General features: G+C 71.6%; 17 protein-coding genes and 1 tRNA gene. 10 read left to right on the forward strand and 8 right to left on the reverse strand.

Annotated elements, in window-relative coordinates:
- The first annotated feature begins 94 nt into the window (after nt 1-94).
- The 5 genes from IEY86_RS14650 to IEY86_RS14670 are packed head-to-tail and all read left to right on the forward strand — an operon-like array spanning nt 95 to nt 2,512.
- A complete protein-coding gene (locus IEY86_RS14650; protein WP_189132095.1) occupies nt 95-454 on the forward strand; it encodes a hypothetical protein in 360 nt (119 codons plus the stop codon).
- On the forward strand, nt 451-1,332 hold the full coding sequence (locus IEY86_RS14655) for a hypothetical protein (RefSeq protein ID WP_189132096.1): 882 nt from the start codon (nt 451-453) through the stop codon (nt 1,330-1,332). Before IEY86_RS14650 ends, IEY86_RS14655 begins: the two co-directional genes overlap by 4 nt.
- On the forward strand, nt 1,329-1,574 hold the full coding sequence (locus IEY86_RS14660) for a hypothetical protein (protein WP_189132097.1): 246 nt from the start codon (nt 1,329-1,331) through the stop codon (nt 1,572-1,574). Before IEY86_RS14655 ends, IEY86_RS14660 begins: the two co-directional genes overlap by 4 nt.
- Before the next feature lie 19 nt (nt 1,575-1,593).
- Nucleotides 1,594-1,983, forward strand: coding sequence for a roadblock/LC7 domain-containing protein (locus IEY86_RS14665; RefSeq protein ID WP_189132098.1), 390 nt, complete (start codon nt 1,594-1,596; stop codon nt 1,981-1,983).
- 37 nt (nt 1,984-2,020) lie between these two features.
- Entirely contained in the window at nt 2,021-2,512 is a 492-nt protein-coding gene (locus IEY86_RS14670; RefSeq protein ID WP_189132099.1) for a cupin domain-containing protein, read from the forward strand.
- Between the two features lie 113 nt (nt 2,513-2,625).
- Here IEY86_RS14670 and IEY86_RS14675 read toward each other — a convergent pair.
- From IEY86_RS14675 to galU, 7 genes are all read right to left on the reverse strand, one after another.
- Nucleotides 2,626-2,699 (reverse strand) — tRNA-Ala (locus IEY86_RS14675).
- Nucleotides 2,700-2,767: 68 nt separating this feature from the next.
- Nucleotides 2,768-3,730 (reverse strand): divisome protein SepX/GlpR, encoded by a 963-nt coding sequence (gene sepX, locus IEY86_RS14680; protein ID WP_189132100.1) that lies wholly within the window; start codon nt 3,728-3,730, stop codon nt 2,768-2,770.
- A 128-nt stretch (nt 3,731-3,858) separates the two neighbouring features.
- Entirely contained in the window at nt 3,859-4,476 is a 618-nt protein-coding gene (locus tag IEY86_RS14685; protein ID WP_189132158.1) for a GNAT family N-acetyltransferase, read from the reverse strand.
- Nucleotides 4,473-5,069, reverse strand: a complete 597-nt coding sequence (locus IEY86_RS14690; RefSeq protein ID WP_189132101.1) for a MogA/MoaB family molybdenum cofactor biosynthesis protein — start codon at nt 5,067-5,069, stop codon at nt 4,473-4,475. The genes IEY86_RS14685 and IEY86_RS14690 overlap by 4 nt, the downstream gene beginning before the upstream one ends.
- Nucleotides 5,066-5,572: a cyclic pyranopterin monophosphate synthase MoaC gene (gene moaC / locus IEY86_RS14695; RefSeq protein WP_189132102.1), complete on the reverse strand. Its 507-nt coding sequence runs from the start codon at nt 5,570-5,572 to the stop codon at nt 5,066-5,068. The genes IEY86_RS14690 and moaC overlap by 4 nt, the downstream gene beginning before the upstream one ends.
- A gap of 51 nt (nt 5,573-5,623) precedes the next feature.
- Nucleotides 5,624-6,859: a molybdotransferase-like divisome protein Glp gene (gene glp, locus IEY86_RS14700; protein WP_229698438.1), complete on the reverse strand. Its 1,236-nt coding sequence runs from the start codon at nt 6,857-6,859 to the stop codon at nt 5,624-5,626.
- A 218-nt stretch (nt 6,860-7,077) separates the two neighbouring features.
- A complete protein-coding gene (gene galU / locus IEY86_RS14705; RefSeq protein WP_189132104.1) occupies nt 7,078-7,986 on the reverse strand; it encodes a UTP--glucose-1-phosphate uridylyltransferase GalU in 909 nt (302 codons plus the stop codon).
- Between the two features lie 131 nt (nt 7,987-8,117).
- Here galU and IEY86_RS14710 point away from each other — a divergent pair, with 131 nt between their 5' ends.
- On the forward strand, nt 8,118-8,762 hold the full coding sequence (locus IEY86_RS14710) for a 5-formyltetrahydrofolate cyclo-ligase (RefSeq protein WP_373287026.1): 645 nt from the start codon (nt 8,118-8,120) through the stop codon (nt 8,760-8,762).
- Between the two features lie 84 nt (nt 8,763-8,846).
- Here the strand turns inward: IEY86_RS14710 and IEY86_RS14715 are convergent, their stop codons facing one another.
- Nucleotides 8,847-11,531 carry a penicillin acylase family protein gene (locus tag IEY86_RS14715; RefSeq protein ID WP_189132105.1) on the reverse strand — a complete coding sequence of 895 codons (2,685 nt, stop codon included), beginning with the start codon at nt 11,529-11,531 and terminating at the stop codon, nt 8,847-8,849.
- A gap of 277 nt (nt 11,532-11,808) precedes the next feature.
- Here IEY86_RS14715 and IEY86_RS14720 point away from each other — a divergent pair, with 277 nt between their 5' ends.
- From IEY86_RS14720 to IEY86_RS14735, 4 genes are all read left to right on the forward strand, one after another.
- Nucleotides 11,809-13,335, forward strand: coding sequence for a potassium/proton antiporter (locus IEY86_RS14720; protein ID WP_189132106.1), 1,527 nt, complete (start codon nt 11,809-11,811; stop codon nt 13,333-13,335).
- A gap of 254 nt (nt 13,336-13,589) precedes the next feature.
- Nucleotides 13,590-14,918 (forward strand): MFS transporter, encoded by a 1,329-nt coding sequence (locus IEY86_RS14725; RefSeq protein ID WP_189132107.1) that lies wholly within the window; start codon nt 13,590-13,592, stop codon nt 14,916-14,918.
- Nucleotides 14,919-14,984: 66 nt separating this feature from the next.
- Entirely contained in the window at nt 14,985-15,359 is a 375-nt protein-coding gene (locus IEY86_RS14730; RefSeq protein ID WP_189132108.1) for an FmdB family zinc ribbon protein, read from the forward strand.
- Nucleotides 15,360-15,361: 2 nt separating this feature from the next.
- Nucleotides 15,362-16,204, forward strand: coding sequence for an S-methyl-5'-thioadenosine phosphorylase (locus tag IEY86_RS14735; RefSeq protein ID WP_189132109.1), 843 nt, complete (start codon nt 15,362-15,364; stop codon nt 16,202-16,204).
- The last annotated feature ends 16 nt before the right edge of the window (nt 16,205-16,220 follow it).

The raw sequence follows: 16,220 nt of genomic DNA on the forward strand, positions 1-16,220 counted from the left end.
ACAAGACGGTCAAGAAGGTGTTGATTGCAGTCTCTGTTGCTCAAGTTCACGGGAAAGGTACTGTGCCCCCTGTCACAAAGGGAAGGGGAATCAGGTGCCAGCACTCGAGGCATCCCTCTCCCGGCTTCTCGACACCCCGGGGTTGACCGGTGCGGCCCTCGTGGACGCGGTCACCGGTCTGAGCTACGGCACAGCGGGGGATGCCGGAGAAGCCGGGGACGCGGTGGAGTGTTCAGAGCTCACAACGCTGCTCGCCGAGGGGCTGCGGGCGGCGGGGGCCGAAGGGGAGCTTGAGAGCGTGATCGTGACCAGCAGAAGGCGCCATCATGTGAGCCTTCTGGTACGACGGCAGGGGGATCCCCTGCTGCTGACCGCAGGGTTCGACCGCGAGCTCACCAATCTCGCCCTGACGATCCGCCAGATGACCGACGTGGCCGAAGACGTGCTGACATGAACCGTGCCGGACAGGACGGGCGCAACGAGTCCACCGCGCGCAACGTCCCCGCTCTCCTCCTGGAGTTGCGCGCGGAGCACTACAGCGGAACGGTCCAGGTCTCCGGAGCGCCGGGCGGCGCCATCCACATGAGGAACGGACTCGTCGCCGCCGTCGAGACACCTGGAGCGCCCACCGCCGAGACCGCGCTGCTGAAGTCGGGGCGGATCGACGACGAGGCCTGGCTGGCCGCGCGCGCCGCGGACCGCGAGGGCGGCCGGCTCGGCGCGGAACTCGTGAGCCGGGGATTCGTCGGGGCCGCGGAGCTGGAAGTGATCTGCACCGCCGCCGTCTTCGACGGCGCGTTCGCCATGGCGCTGGGCACCCCCGGCGGTTGGGAGGTGACCGAGCGCACGCCGACGATCGTCACCGCGGCCGGGATCGAACCGCGACGGCTGATGGAAGAAACGTCACGGCGGGTGGCCGTGCTGTCCCGCCTGTGGGGTCCGCCCTCCGAACTGGCCCGGGTGCGGGTGCGGCCGGTACCACCCGTCGGCCCCTCGTCGGGAGCCGTGGCCCAAGCCCTGGCCGACCGCCACCAGGACATCATCGCCGGAGTCAACGGCCGCCGTACGGCCCGCGACATCGCCTTCGCCCTCGGCCGCGGCCTCTACCCGGTGATGCTCGACCTGGTCCGTATGGAGGCCCAGGGGCTCGTCCAGTGGGACGACCGGACCGCTGGGGTCGGCAGGCCGAGCACCGCGCCTCGTACGGCCGCCTCCTCGGTGGCACGGAAACCTTCGGGCACATCGGCGGGCGCGGGCCCGCTGCCCAGGCGCACCCCCGGCGCTGTGTCCCCCAGGGGCGCGGGCGGCGATGGTGGAAAGAGCGGGGAGTGAGTTCATCCAGGCGCCGGGCCGCGAAGCGCCGTCGTCAACTCATGGCTCGCGGCTCGAAACGGGCACGGGAATCCGCCGCGACGCAGGGCACGCCGGTGCAGCCGCCCATGCCGCCGCCGCTGCCGCTGCCGGTGAGGAGCGCGGGCAGCCGGCCCACCCACCCGCCGGCGGATCTGACCGCCGACCAGCCCACCATCGAGACGCTCCTGCAAGTCCGCAGAGCGCTCCGGACCCTCACCTGATGCCAAGGAGCGCGCTGACATGAACGGAACCACATCGGCCGAGCCCCTGGTCAAAATCCTGAGCTCGTTGCGTGACAGGGTGATGGGGGTCCACGAGAGTGTCCTGTCGACGGCGGACGGCCTGCTGGTGGCCGCCGACGCCGACAGCGTCCACCCTGAGTCGGTCGCCGCCCTGGCCGCCGCGTCACTGGGCGTGGGCCGCCGCCTGGCCGACCAGACCGGCAGCGGATCCCTGCGCGAGGTGGTGACCCGCTGCGCCGGAGGCCATGTGGTGGTCCTGCCCGTCGGCGAGCGCGCCCTGCTGACGGTCAAGGGCGACGAGGGCATGGACATCACCGCGTTCCAGCGGGAGTCCCCGGCCGTCGTGGAGGAATTGAACCGCGTACTCGAGGCCGATGTGACTCCCTGACCGCGACGGGGTGCCACAGCCACAGGGAGGAGCACACATGTCGTACCCCGAGCCCCGCTACCTGGGCGACCAGGGCGAGGTCAACGCGGTCTTCCGCCCGGCCGACCAGGAGCCGGAACTCCTCTCGCGCAGCGGCACCCGCACCCACTACCTGGCCACGCATGCCTCCACCGGTGGCGAGTTCGGCCTGTACCGGGTGGACATGGGGCCCAAGGCCCCCGGGCCCAGCACCCATTTCCACAGGTCCATCTCGGAGTCGTTCTTCGTCCTGTCCGGCCGTGTGGACCTGTACGACGGCGAACGCTGGACGAAAGCCGCGGCGGGCGACTTCCTGTATGTGCCGGTCGGCGGGCTTCACGCGTTCAAGAACGACTCGGACGAACCGGCGTCCATGCTTCTGCTCTTCTCCCCGGGCGCGCCGCGCGAGGAGTACTTCGAGCAGGTCGCGGAGATGGCGCGCCGCGGCGGCGACGAGTTCGCCGAGTTCCTCGTCCGCCACGACAGCTTCTTCGTGCCCGAGCCCGGTTGAGAGCGGCCGCGGCAACGGGTGGCGAAGTCCCTGCCATGCGGGGCGAAACCGAGCAAATGGAGAGGGCGGGAGGTGTCCGCGCTCTTCGCGGACACCTCCCGCCCTCTCACCTGTGGACCTGAGGGGATTTGAACCCCTGACCCCCTCGATGCGAACGAGGTGCGCTACCGGGCTGCGCTACAGGCCCAACGGGAAGAAACTTTAGCATCCCGCGGACCGTGCCCGTTAACCCGTATCGGCGCCGCCGGGGGGCGGTCATTCGTTGGCGGCGCGGGGGCGGTGCTCGTTTGCGTACTGGTCGAACAGGGGGGTGCTGCCGCGTTCGCGGGACCTGCGGGCCGGGGTGGGAGTGGACTGCGCGGGCTCGGGGGGGCCGGGCGCGGTCCAGGTCTCCGGGGCGCCCGCGGCGGCGGTTCCGGTGCTGCGCGGGGCCACCGGGGCGGTGACGTACGTCGGCAGCGGTACGGGCACCGGGTCCCAGCCGTCCTGGTCGGCGGGGCGGCGCTGGAGACCGTCGACCCACTCCGCGTGGTCGGTCTCCTCCACCACCGCGCGGCGGGCGGCGGTGTCCGCCTCGTCGGGCTGGGGGGCGGGCGGGGGCGGGGTCTGCGCAGGCGCGGCGGCCGGGACGGCCTTGCGCTGCTCGCGCACGCGCCTCGCGGCCTCGGCGGCCCGGCGCTGGTCGAGCCGGACCTCGAAGCGGCGGTGCTCCTGGCGGCGCAGGTGGACGATGTACATGGTCAGCAGCGCCCCGGGCACCAGCGGCAGCCAGAGCAGGGCCAGCCCGCCCACCCCGGCGCCGACCGCGCCCGCGGTGAAGGCCAGGAAGAGCACCGAGGTCGTCCGGCGCCGACGGGCCAGCACCTGGGCACGCCGGAGGCCGCCCGGCGCCCGGACGGAGTTGGCGGCCGGGGCGGGCCTGGTGCGCACGGGCACGGCGAGGGCCCGCACGTCGACCGACTCGGCCGCGGCGGGGGACTCGTCCCCGTGCTCGGAGCGCACGGGGTTCTCGGGGTGCTCCGGGTGCTCGTTTTCGTCGAGAGACTTCGCGTAACGGCGCTCCATCGCCGCCCTCCCCGAAAGGAGGCGAATGGCGGTGCTGAAGCGTTCCGTCGGGCGGGCTTCGTTGAGTTCGTCCTGCCTACGGAGCCACATCGGCACCAAGTAGGCAGCCCAGGCCCCCACGATGACTGCGTAGATGAGGCCGCTGCTGCTCACGCATCACACGGTAGGGGCGTCGGCGACAGGCCAACAGCCATTTGCCTCGGTGTGTCGCACGATCTGGCTGATACGCCGAACTTTTTTTGCGATTTATGGCAGGCCACGACTATTTTCGAACAAATATTTCATTTAAGCCGTGAGTTGGCCTGCCGCCAGCGGTTGAGCAGTCCTTCGGGGACCTCCTCGGCGGTCATCGCGAAAACGAGGTGGTCGCGCCAGCCGCCGTCGATGTGCAGATATCGGGGGCGCAGACCCTCCTCCCGGAAGCCCAGTTTCTCCACAACGCGCCGGCTCGGGATGTTCTCGGGGCGGATGCAGACCTCCACCCGGTGCAGTCCCACGGCGCCGAAGCAGTGGTCCACCACGAGCGCCACGGCGGTGGGCATCACCCCGCGCCCCGCGACCGCCTGGTCCACCCAGTAGCCGATGTGCGCCGAGCACATCGAGCCCCAGGTGATCCCGGCGACGGTGAGCTGGCCGACCAGGCGGCCCCGGTAGGTGACGACGAAGGGGAGTATCCGCCCCGCCGCCGCCTCGGCCCGCAGATGGCGCACCATCTGCCGGTAGGTGGGGCGCACTCCCGTGGCATGCCCGGCGGCCGTGGGCGGGACCGTGGCCTCCCAGGGCCGCAGCCACTCGCGGTTGCGCTGGTTCACCTCACGCCAGGCACGCTGGTCGCGCGCCCTGATGGGGCGGAGGGCCACGTCGCCCTCCGCCAGTTCCACCGGCCACGAGGCGTTCAGCTCGGTCTCCCAGTGCTCTGCGGACCCCCCGAGCTCTGCGGGCCCCCCGTGCTCTGCGTGCCCACCGTGCCCTCCGGGCTTCCGGCGCCCTCCTGGCTCCCGGCACTGTGCGGGCCCGGGTGGTCGCCTCCGTGGACCTGGTCCACGGCGTGCGGCAGGAGCGGCGCGAGGACGGCGAGCCCGTCCCTGACCCCTCCGGTGGACCCCGGAAGGTTCACTACCACTGTGGTACCCGACACCCCGGCGAGGCCACGCGAGAGCACGGCGGTGGGGACCTTGTCGCGGCCGTACGCCCGGATCGCCTCGGGGATGCCGGGGATCTGGTAGTCGAGGACCCGCCGGGTCATCTCGGGGGTGCGGTCCGTCGGCGAGATGCCGGTGCCGCCGGTCGTCAGCACCACGGCGTACCCGGCCTCGACGGCCTCGCGAAGCACCTCCTCGACGGCCTCGCCGTCAGGAACGATCCGGGGGCCCTCGGCGGTGAAGCCCATGGCGGTCAGACCCTCGACGAGCAGGGGGCCGCCGCGGTCCTCGTAGACCCCGGCGAAGGCGCGGTTGGAGACGGTGACGGCCAGGGCCCTGGCGGCTTTCACGACCCGCCCCTGCGGTAGTCGCCCGACTTGCCCCCGGTCTTCTCCTCGACCTGGATGTCGGTGATGACGGCGGCCTTGTCGACCGCCTTGACCATGTCCACGACCGTGAGCGCGGCCACACTCACCGCCGTGAGCGCCTCCATCTCGACGCCCGTGCGGTCGGCGGTGCGCACGGTCGCCGTGATGTCGACGCCGGTGTCGGTGACCACGAGGTCCACCTTCACTCCGGAGATCGCGATGGGGTGGCAGAGCGGGATCAGTTCCGGGGTGCGCTTGGCGCCCATGATCCCGGCGATCCTCGCGACGGAGAGGGCGTCGCCCTTGGGCATGCCCTCGCCCCTCAGCAGCTCCACCACGCGTGGCGAGACCCGGACCCGGCCGGTGGCGCGGGCGGTGCGGGCGGTGGCCTCCTTCTCGGAGACGTCCACCATCCGCGCCGCGCCCGACTCGTCGATGTGAGTGAGGTGCCGCTCTGCCCCTCCGGGGGTGTTGCCCGTGCTCATCGCTCTCCCGGTGCCTTCCGTGTGGCGACACCGTACCCGCACGTCCCGCGGTCAGGTCAGCAGGACCACGTCAACCTGCGCGCCCGCCTCCACCGAGGTGGTGTCCTCGGGGACGACGATCAGCGCGTTGGCGCGGGCGAGGGCCGCGACGAGGTGGGAGCCTGAGCGGCCGACCGGGCTGATCTCGCCGGTGCGCTCGTCGTACCGCCCGCGCAGGAACTGGCGCCGGCCCGCGGGCGAGCGGCCGATGCCGTCGGTCAGCTTCGCGGAGACGACCGGCCGGTGCGCGGGCTCGAGGCCCATGAGCCTGCGGATGGCCGGGCGCACGAAGAGCTCGAACGAGACATAGGCGCTCACAGGGTTGCCCGGCAGGGCGCACAGCGGTGTGCCGTCGGGGCCGATGCGGCCGAAGCCCTGGGGCTTGCCCGGCTGCATGGCGAGCTTGCGGAAGCGCACCGAGCCGAGCTGCTCGAACACCTCCTTGACCACGTCGTAGGCGCCGACGCTGACGCCTCCGCTGGTCACGAGGAGGTCGGCGCGGACGAGCTGGTCCTCGATGGTGTCGGTGAGCCTGGCCGCGTCGTCCGGAACGGCGCCGACCCGGTAGGCCTCCGCGCCGGCGTCCCGGGCGGCGGCGGTGAGGGTGAAGCTGTTGGAGTCGGCGATCCGGCCGGGGCCGATCTCCTCGCCGGGCTGGACGAGTTCGCTGCCGGTGGAGATGACGACGACGCGCGGGCGGGGGCGCACCAGGACCCTGCTGCGGCCGACCGCGGCGAGCAGGCCGATCTGCGCGGGGCCGAGCACGGTGCCCTTCTCCAGGGCGAGTTGGCCGGGGCGGACATCGCTGCCGAGCAGCCGGATGTGTGCCCCGGACTCGGCGGCGCGGAAGACCCGCACCTCGCCGGTGGCGCCCTCGGGGGCGCCGCTGTAGGCGGGCATGGTGGTGACGGGGCCGCTGCCCGTGCCGCCGTCGGTCCATTCGACGGGGACGACGGCTTCGGCGCCCGGGGGCACGGGGGCGCCGGTCATGATCCGCACGCACTGGCCGGGGCCGACCTCGGGGAGCTCACCGCTGCCCGCGGCCACGTCGCCGACCACGGTGAGCACCGCCGGGTGCTCCTCGCTCGCGCCCTCGACGTCGGCGGCGCGCACCGCGTAGCCGTCCATCGAGCTGTTGTCGAACGGCGGCAGGGGGGTGGCCACGGTGACGTCCTCGACCAGGACGCAGCCCTGGGCGTCGAGGATCTGGATCTCCAGCGGATCCAGCGGCTTCAGCGAGCGCAGGATGTCCTCGGCGTGCTCGTCGACGGACCAGAGGCGGTCGTCGTCCTCGACGACGCCCGCCTCTGCCGCACCCGCGGGACCCCCGTGCCCGTCGGCCCGCGCGCTGTGCTCCTCCGCCCGGCCGGTGTGCCCGGCCCCGCCGTTCTCCTCCTGGTCCGGGCGGTCGTGCTCATCGGCCGGGCCGCTGTGCTCGCAGGCCCGGCCGCCCCCCTCAGTGGTGCTCAACTGTGCATCTCCTCGCTGACAAACGTCCGAAGCCAGGAACGGAAGTCCGGTCCCAGGTCTTCACGTTCGCATGCCAGTCGGACGATCGCACGCAGGTAGTCGGCCCGGTCGCCGGTGTCGTAGCGGCGGCCGGAGAAGAGCACGCCGTGGACGGGGCCGCCCTCGACCTCGCGCTGGGACAGCGCGCGCAGGGCGTCGGTGAGCTGGATCTCACCGCCGCGGCCGGGCTGGGTCTGCTTGAGCTCGGAGAAGATCGCGGGGTCGAGGACGTAGCGGCCGATCACCGCGTAGTTGCTGGGCGCGTCCTCGGTGTCCGGCTTCTCGACGAGGTCGGTGACCCGGACCACGTCGGACTCGCCGGTCGGCTTGACCGCCGCGCAGCCGTAAAGGTGGATCTGCGAGGGCTCGACCTCGATAAGCGCCACGACGCTTCCGCCGAGCCGCTGCTGTACGTCGATCATCCGCGTCAGGAGCGGGTCGCGCGGGTCGATCAGGTCGTCGCCGAGGAGCACCGCGAACGCCTGGTCGCCGACGTGGGGCTCCGCGCACAGCACCGCGTGGCCGAGGCCCTTGGGGTCGCCCTGGCGCACGTAGTGCATCGTGGCGAGGTCGCTGGACTCCTGGACCCGGGCGAGCTTGTTCTCGTCGCCCTTGCGCGCGAGTTGTTCCTCGAGTTCGTAGTTGCGGTCGAAATGGTCCTCGAGGGGGCGCTTGTTGCGACCGGTGACCATCAGCACATCGGGCAGGCCCGCGGCGACCGCTTCTTCGACCACATACTGGATCGCGGGCTTGTCGACGACCGGGAGCATCTCCTTGGGAGTGGCCTTGGTCGCGGGCAGGAATCGGGTACCGAGGCCGGCGGCGGGAATGACGGCCTTGCTGATGCGAGGGCGGGCTTGTGTCATGCCCCGCACCCTAACGGCTGTTTGTCGCCATTTCATGAGGTAGAGGCGCAATCACAGCTATTCACAGCCATTCACACGAACGGCCCGAGCGGGTCCCCGCGTCACGGCATACGTGTGCGAGCCTTCGCAGCGTGACGCGCGGAAACGACAGCGGTAACCACAGTAGTAAGGCTGCATTGCGGCAGGCGCTTCTTCGGGCCAGATCGGGGCTAACAGCTGATGAACGCCAGGAGGCCGAGCGGGCCGTCGGGGCTCGTGCCATGTCCCTGCCGGAGCTGGCGGAGGCGGCCGTCGTGGCCGCCTATGTGTCGGTCGGCGCCGAGCCCGGGACGCGGGAGCTGATCGAGGCGCTGCGGCTGCGCGGGGTCCGGGTCCTGCTGCCCGTCCTGCTTCCCGACAACGATCTGGACTGGGCGGAGTACGCGGGCCGCGACTCTCTGGCGAAGGCCTCGCGGGGGCTGCTGGAGCCGGTCGGGCCACGGCTGGGACCCGACGCCGTCCAGGAGGCCGACGCGGTGCTCCTGCCAGGGCTCGCGGTGGACGAACGAGGAGTGCGGCTCGGTCGCGGGGGCGGCTCCTACGACCGGGTGCTGGAGCGGCTGGACCGGGCCGGGCACGAGGTGGCGCTCGTGGTGGTGCTCTACGCGGACGAGGTGGTCGAGCGGGTACCTGCGGAGCCCCACGACCGCCGGGTGACGGCCGCGGTGACCCCGCACGGCATCGTGCGCTTCGCGCGGGAGCCCGGTGAGCGGGACCGGAGCGGTCCGCGCGACTGACGCGGGCTGACGCGACCGACGCAGGCGGCGCGACCGTGCGACCGACGGGGCGGCGCGAGCGGTCCGTCCACCCCGGCGACGAGGTCAGCGCGTCAGCACCATCTCGTCCTCGGACTTCTCCTCGACCCCGCCCCTGGTGAACACCCAGGGCAGCAGCTCGCCCTTCTGCCACAGGGCGGCCTGGTCGTTGTAGTGCGAGTTGTAGACGTGGCCCGAGGCACCGGTGAGGTTTATCCACCGCGACTTGTCGAAGTCCTCGAGGTTGACGATCATGCGCATCGACGGGACCCAGACGACGTCGTAGCCGCCTGCCGCGTTCCAGCCGGTGGCGTCGACCGCCGCCTCGCCGCCGCCCATCTCGTAGGGGCCGCGGTTGAACAGCCACTTCACCGGGCCGGGGCCCTCGGCGCCCAGGGTCTGGTTGCGCAGGTCCAGCTTGTGCAGCCGGCCCCAGTTCCAGGTGCCTATGTCCTTGCCGAGCTTGGCGGTGAGCTCGTAGCGGGCGTCCTTGAGCGCCTGCGCGAGCACGCCGTCCCGCGTGGTGACCTTCCCCGGATCGCGGGAGGTGTTCCACCAGTCGTTGTTCTGGTCGGGCAGGATCTGCCGGACCACCTCGAACCAGCGGTCGCCGCCGTCGGGCTGCGCGTCCTCGGGGTCGCGCTCGCCGCACTCGCGGACCAGGTCGGGCTTGCCGTCGAGGTCGTCGACGGGGCCGGAGTCCTCGACCGGCTTGACCCGCAGGCACTCGCCCTCGACCCGCAGCTCCTTCGGCATCTTCTGCCCGAAGGCGGCCTGCAGGAGGTTGCGCCAGACCGCGTTGAAGTAGGCCGCCGGGGCGGAGTCGGCGTCCTGTTTGTAGTTCCAGCCCTCCAGCAGCTGCTGGGCCTCGCGGACGTAGGGGTCGGTGACATCGATCTTGAGCAGGTAGGGCACGAGCAGCTTGGCGATCTCGCTGCTGTTGTCCATCTGCATGGACTGCATGTCGTCCATGGAGATCTTGCCGCCGCCCTTGAGCTTGGCCTTGATCAGCTCGTTGATCCGCTGGCTGCGGGTGCCGTAGCCCCAGTCGGAGGTCAGCAGGTACGGGTAGCTGCTGTCGACGACGGCCTGGTTGGCGGTGACGATGTAGCCGCGCTTGGGGTTGTACTCGTACGGCATGGCGTCGAAGGGGACGTAGCCGGTCCACCGGGCCTCGGAGTCCCAGCCGGGGGCCGGGTAGGTGCCGTCGCGGTCGCCGCCGCGGATCGGAATCCGGCCGGGTGCCTGGTATCCGATGTTGCCCGACCTGTCGGCGTAGAGCAGGTTCTGTGAGGGCACGGCGAAGTCGCGGGCGGCCTTGCGGAAGCTCTTGAAGTCGAAGGCGCGGTTGAGCTCGAAGACGGCGTCCATGGTCTTGCCGGGGTTCAGCGCGGTCCAGCGCAGGGAGACCGCGTAGCCGTCCTTGCGGTCGGGCGCCGCGTCCGGGGCGGGGGCCTGCTCGCCGACCCTGGTCAGTTCGTCGTCGCGGTCGGAGACCACGGGGCCGTTGCCCGTCTCGCGCACGGTGATCGTGCGGTCGGCGCCGCCCGCGACCTTGATCCGCTCCTCGCGGGTGCGGAACTTCAGCTGCCTGCCGTCGTATTGGTAGGTGCTGCCGCTGACCTTCTCCAGGTACAGGTCGCTGACGTCGGCCCCGAGGTTGGTGAAACCCCAGGCGATCTTGTCGTTGTGGCCGATGACCACGCCCGGCATGCCGGAGAAGGTGTATCCCGCGACGTCGAAGGTGCAGTCGCTGGTCCTGGCGCGGCAGTGCAGGCCCATCTGGTACCAGAGGGAGGGCATCTGCGGGGCCAGGTGCGGGTCGTTGGCCAGCAGGGGCTTGTGGGTGGTCGTGTACTTGCCGGAGACGACCCAGGAGTTGGAGCCGATGCCGTTGCCCGCGGGGCCGAGCAGGGAGGGCATCTTGTCGAGCTTGTCGGCCAGGCCCGCCAACTGGGTCTGCGCCAGCGGCGACGAGGCGGTGGAGGTGTTGGCGGCGCTCGCGTTGGGCTCGAACTTCTTCGTCGCGCTGTTCACCGCGCCGCCCGCGACGATCGGCTGGTTGCGGTCGTAGGGGTACGGCGGGTAGAGCTGGTCGGTCTCGTCCTTGCCGAAACGGGTGGCCATCAGCGAGCGGTCGATCTCCTCCTGCATGTTCCCGCGCAGGTCCCAGGCCATGGCCTTCAGCCAGGCGACGGAGTCGACCGGGGTCCACTTCTGCGGCTTGTAGTCGTTGGTCAGCCCCAGGACCGTGTACTCCAGCGACAGCTTGGAGCCGGAGCGGCCGTCCAAGTAGGCGTTGACACCCTCCGAGTAGGCCCGGAGGTACTTCTTGGTGCGCGCGTCGAGCTTGGTGTCGTACTCCTGCTGCGCCACCCGGCGCCAGCCCAGGGTGCGCAGGAAGGCGTCGGTCTCCACCTGCCCGGATCCGAACATCTCGGACAGCCGCCCCGCTGTGACGTGCCGGCGCACGTCCATCTCCCAGAACCGGTCCTGCGCCTGGACGAAGCCCTGCGCCATGAACAGGTCCTCGTCGCTGCCGGCGTAGATCTGCGGGATGCCATGGGCGTCGCGTTTGACGTCGACCGGCCCGGACAGGCCCTTGAGCTGCAACTGGCCCGTCGTCTGCGGAAACGAGGCCCGCACCGTACTGACGCTCCAGAAGGTGCCGCCAGCGATGCCGGCCACCAGCAGGACGACCAGCCCGATCACGATGAGGCGGGAGCGTCGGAACTTCTTCTTGGCGGGCATCGCTGTCCTTCGAGGTCCTCGCAGGGGGCCGTTGCTGGAGCAACATTAGGCGGAGGCGTACTCGCCGGTGACATCGCACCCCGTCATCACCGCCTCGTCACCCCGTCATCACGTCGACTTCGCGCCCGGCTGTGCGACCTCCCCCGCGCCCGCCGGCGCACCGCGACGGCGGCAGTCGTCGGGTCATCGGCACGGCCGTCCCGGAGCGTGGGCGTGGGTGCGGGCTCGCACCAAGAACAGGTAAAATGTTAGGCAGGGCAACGATCCCCCGCCGTGCTTGCCCTGCTCGAGAAAGGGCCGCCTCCTGAGCATCGACCGCCTCAATGAACTCCTGCTGATCTGCGCCGCGGTACTGCTGTTCGCCGTCGTGGCCGTTCGCATGTCCTCCCGAAGCGGCCTGCCCAGCCTGCTGATCTACCTCGGAATCGGTGTCGTCATAGGGCAGGACGGGTTCGGGGTCGCCTTCGACGACGCCAAGCTCACCCAGGTCCTCGGCTACGCGGCCCTGGTGGTGATCCTGGCGGAGGGCGGTCTCGGCACGAAGTGGAAGGAGATCCGGCCCGCCGTCCCGGCGGCGGCCGTGCTCTCGACCGTCGGTGTGGCGGTCAGCGTCGCCGTCACGGCCACAGCGGCCCATCTGATCATCGGCCTGGACTGGAAGCCTGCCCTGCTGATGGGCGCGGTCGTCTCCTCGACGGACGCGGCCGCCGTCTTCTCCGTCCTGCGCCGAGTGCCGCTGCCGTCGAGGCTGACCGGTCTGCTCGAGGCGGAGTCCGGCTTCAACGACGCCCCCGTCGTCATCCTGGTCGTCGCCCTGTCCGAGCACGGCCCCGTCCAGCACTGGTACCTCCTGCTGGGCGAGATCGTGATGGAGCTCGCCATCGGCCTCGCGGTCGGACTCGCGGTCGGCCGGATCGGCGCCTACGCGCTGCGGCACGTCGCTCTGCCCGCATCCGGCCTCTACCCCATCGCGGTGATGGCGCTGGCCGTGCTCGCCTACGCGGGCGGCGCACTCGCGCACGGCAGTGGATTCCTCGCCGTCTATGTCGCCTCCGTGGTGCTCGGCAACGCCAAGCTTCCGCACCGCCCCGCCACGCGCGGCTTCGCCGAGGGGCTGGCGTGGATCGCGCAGATCGGGCTGTTCGTGCTGCTGGGCCTGCTGGTCACCCCGCACGATCTCGGCGACGACGTCCTGCCCGCCATCGGCGTGGGGCTCGTGCTCGTCCTGCTCGCGCGGCCGCTGTCGGTCGTGCTCAGCCTGCTGCCCTTCCGCAGACCGTGGCGCGAGCACGCGCTGCTGTCCTGGGCCGGGCTTCGCGGAGCGGTGCCGATCGTCCTGGCCACCATTCCGCTCGTGGCGCAGGTGCCGGAGGCCGACCGGCTGTTCAACACCGTCTTCGTGCTCGTGATCGTGTTCACTCTCCTCCAGGCGCCGACCCTGCCCTGGGTGGCGAGGAAGCTGCGGCTCAGCGACGAGGACTCGGCCGCCGACATCGGCATCGAGTCCGCTCCGCTGGAGCGGCTGCGGGGTCATCTGCTGTCGGTCTCGATCCCCGAGAGCTCGCGGATGCACGGTGTCGAGGTCGCCGAACTGCGGATGCCCCAGGGGGCCGCGGTCACCCTGGTGGTGCGCGACGGCAAGAGCTTCGTGCCGCTGCCGACGACCGTGCTGCGGCACGGGGACGAGCTCCTGGTGGTCTCCACCGACGACGTCCGGGACCGGGCCGAGCAGCGGCTGCGGGCCGTGGCGCTCGGCGGAAAGCTGGCGGGATGGCTGGGAACCGACAGGGAAACGCGCGGCTGACCGTGGGATTCCAAGGTGATCGGCGGCCCGGGGCCCGCTGTTGGCGGCGGGGGCCCCGATATAGTGGCCGCGTACCAATCAGATCCCTCTGCCTGACGCAGAGCTGGCGTGACCGCTCGGCGGCCGCCGTTCCCCCCGCCTGATCGCGGGATGGGAGCGCGGTATCACTCGGTCGACGCGGAGAGGACAGCTCTCGGCGCCCCGGGCCCGGACAAGCCCACGAGTGCGCTACCAGGCGGCACGAAGGACCCCCAGTGGCGGTTCGCCGAACCACTACCCCCGCTGTCCCCGCCAACCGTTGCGTCCGCGCAACCGCGCGGCCCGGCTACGGGCAGCTGCTGCGCACCCCGGGTGCCTGGCGGTTCCTGTTCCCGGGCTTCGCCGCGCGGCTTCCCTTCGCGATGCTCACGCTGGGCATCGTCCTGCTCGTCCAGCACACCACCGGCTCCTACGGGACGGCCGGGACGGTGGCCGCCGTCTGCGCCGTCGCTCAGGCGTCGGCCGGTCCGCAGATCGGCCGGCTCGCCGACCGCCTCGGGCAGGCGGCGGTGGTCGTCCCCGCCGTCGTGGCGCACACGGCGACCGTGGGCACGCTGACCTGGCTCGCGCTGTCCGGAGCCCCGGAGTGGACGCTGTACGCGGCGGCCGTCCCGGCCGGTGCCTCGGTGCCGCAGATCGGTCCGATGATCCGATCGCGGTGGATGGAGTCGCTCGGTGACTCACCCCTGACCGGTCCGGCGTTCGCCCTCGAATCCGTCACCGACGAGCTGACCTTCGTCCTCGGGCCGGTGATCGCCACGGCGCTGTGCACCGGCATCCACCCGGCGGCGGGACTCGTGGCCGAGGCAGGCCTGACGCTGGCCGGCGGAGTCGCGTTCGCGGCCGTCCGGCACGGCGCCCCGCCTCCGGCCCGGCACCGGGCGGGTGGCCGCCGGCAGTCGGCGCCGGCCGTCGCGGGTGTGCGGCTGCTGGTCCTGGCCTTCCTCGGGATCGGCTCGGTCTTCGGCGCCATGCAGGTCTCGCTCACCGCGTTCGCCGAGGAGGCGGGCAGCCCCGGCCTGTCCGGGACGCTGTACGCGGGCTTCGCCGGGGGCAGCATGGTCGCCGGGGCCGTCTACGGTGCCGTGCGCTGGCGCCGGTCGCCGCAGTCGCGGATGATCATCACCTACTCCGCCCTCGTGGCGGCCGCGTCCCCCCTGTGGGTGGTGCACTCCACCGGCCTCGTGGCGCTGACGGCGATCGTGTGCGGGCTGGCGGTCGCACCCACGCTGATCACCGGGTTCACGCTGGTGGAGAAGCTGGTGCCCGGCGGGTCGAAGACCGAGGCGTTCACCTGGATGACGGGCGCGATCGGGCTCGGGCTCGCGGCGGGCTCGACCTTCGCCGGACGGCTCGCCGACGCGTCCGGGTCATCGGCGGGCTTCACCGTCCCGGCGCTCGGCACGGGTCTGGGACTGTTCGCGCTGGTGGCGCTGCGCACCCGGCTGGTGCCGACCCTGGCCGCGCTGCCCCGTGTCACGGTCGCCGGGTCGGGCGGCACACGGGTTCTCCGGCAGGAACGCGGACCGGTCGCAGTGGACTAACCAGCCGGAATACTGCACCATAGAGCGTCGTTAGCACTCACTAGGTGAGAGTGCCAGGAGGAGCAAGTGCCGACGTACCAGTACCAGTGCACCGAGTGCGGCGAGGGCCATGAGGCGGTGCAGAAGTTCACCGACGACGCCCTGACCGAGTGCCCGAGCTGCGAGGGACGCCTGCGCAAGGTGTTCTCCGCGGTCGGAGTGGTGTTCAAGGGATCCGGTTTCTACCGGACCGACAGCCGCGGCGGCTCGTCGGGCAGCAGCCCGGCCAAGAGCGGCTCCAGCGGCTCGTCGGGCGGCTCGGACGGTTCGTCCTCCGGCGGCTCGGACGGTTCGTCCTCGGGCAGCTCGTCGCCGAGCTCCACGAACGGCTCGTCGTCCAGCGGTGACAAGAGCGGTTCGGGCTCGGGCTCGAGCACGTCCTCCAACAGCTCCGCCGCCTGAGCATGACGGCACAGGCCGAGATCGGCGTCATAGGTGGCTCCGGGCTCTACGCCTTCATCGACGACGTCACCGAGGTGGCCGTCGAGACTCCCTACGGGCCGCCCAGCGACTCGCTGTTCATCGGCGAGACAGCGGGGCGGCGCGTGGCGTTCCTGCCCCGGCACGGGCGCAAGCACCACACGCCGCCGAACCGGATCAACTACCGCGCCAACCTGTGGGCACTCGCGTCCGTGGGTGTCACCCAGGTGCTCGGGCCGTGCGCGGTGGGCGGGCTGCGCTCGGAGCTGGGGCCGGGGACGCTGGTCGTGCCCGATCAGCTCGTGGACCGCACCAAGGCGCGGGTGCAGACCTTCTACGACGGTGAGGCGCTGCCCGACGGGCGCGTGCCCAACGTGGTGCATGTCTCCTTCGCGGACCCCTACTGCCCGGAAGGGCGCAAGGCCGCGGTGAGCGCTGCCCGCGCGGCCGACTGGGACGCGGTGGACGGCGGCACGCTCGTCGTGGTCGAGGGGCCGCGCTTCTCCACGCGGGCCGAGTCGCGCTGGCACGCGGCGCAGGGGTGGTCGACGGTCGGCATGACCGGCCACCCGGAGGCGATCCTCGCCCGTGAGCTGGGCCTTTGCTACACGTCGCTGAACCTCGTCACGGACCTCGACGCGGGCGTGGAGACCGGCGACGGCGTCACCCATGAAGAGGTCCTCAAGGTCTTCGCGGGCAACGTCGACCGCCTGCGGACGGTCCTCTTCGGCGTGGTCCGCGCTCTCCCGGCAGACCGGGACTGCCTGTGCTCCCACGCGCTGGACGGCCTGGACACGGGCCTGGAGCCCCCGGCCCCGCCGAGCTGACGCCCAGCCCTGTGGA

The sequence above is a fragment of the Wenjunlia tyrosinilytica genome, from assembly GCF_014646055.1.
In the GTDB taxonomy this organism is placed as follows: Bacteria; Actinomycetota; Actinomycetes; order Streptomycetales; family Streptomycetaceae; genus Wenjunlia; species Wenjunlia tyrosinilytica.

Excerpts from the sequence above, each read along its gene's own strand:
- IEY86_RS14655 (WP_189132096.1), top strand. The coding sequence starts at position 451 with ATGAACCGTGCCGGACAGGACGGGCGCAACGAGTCCACCGCGCGCAAC.
- IEY86_RS14665 (WP_189132098.1), top strand. The coding sequence starts at position 1,594 with ATGAACGGAACCACATCGGCCGAGCCCCTGGTCAAAATCCTGAGCTCG.
- IEY86_RS14670 (WP_189132099.1), top strand. The coding sequence starts at position 2,021 with ATGTCGTACCCCGAGCCCCGCTACCTGGGCGACCAGGGCGAGGTCAAC.
- moaC (WP_189132102.1), bottom strand. The coding sequence starts at position 5,572 with ATGAGCACGGGCAACACCCCCGGAGGGGCAGAGCGGCACCTCACTCAC.
- galU (WP_189132104.1), bottom strand. The coding sequence starts at position 7,986 with ATGACACAAGCCCGCCCTCGCATCAGCAAGGCCGTCATTCCCGCCGCC.
- IEY86_RS14715 (WP_189132105.1), bottom strand. The coding sequence starts at position 11,531 with ATGCCCGCCAAGAAGAAGTTCCGACGCTCCCGCCTCATCGTGATCGGG.
- IEY86_RS14735 (WP_189132109.1), top strand. The coding sequence starts at position 15,362 with ATGACGGCACAGGCCGAGATCGGCGTCATAGGTGGCTCCGGGCTCTAC.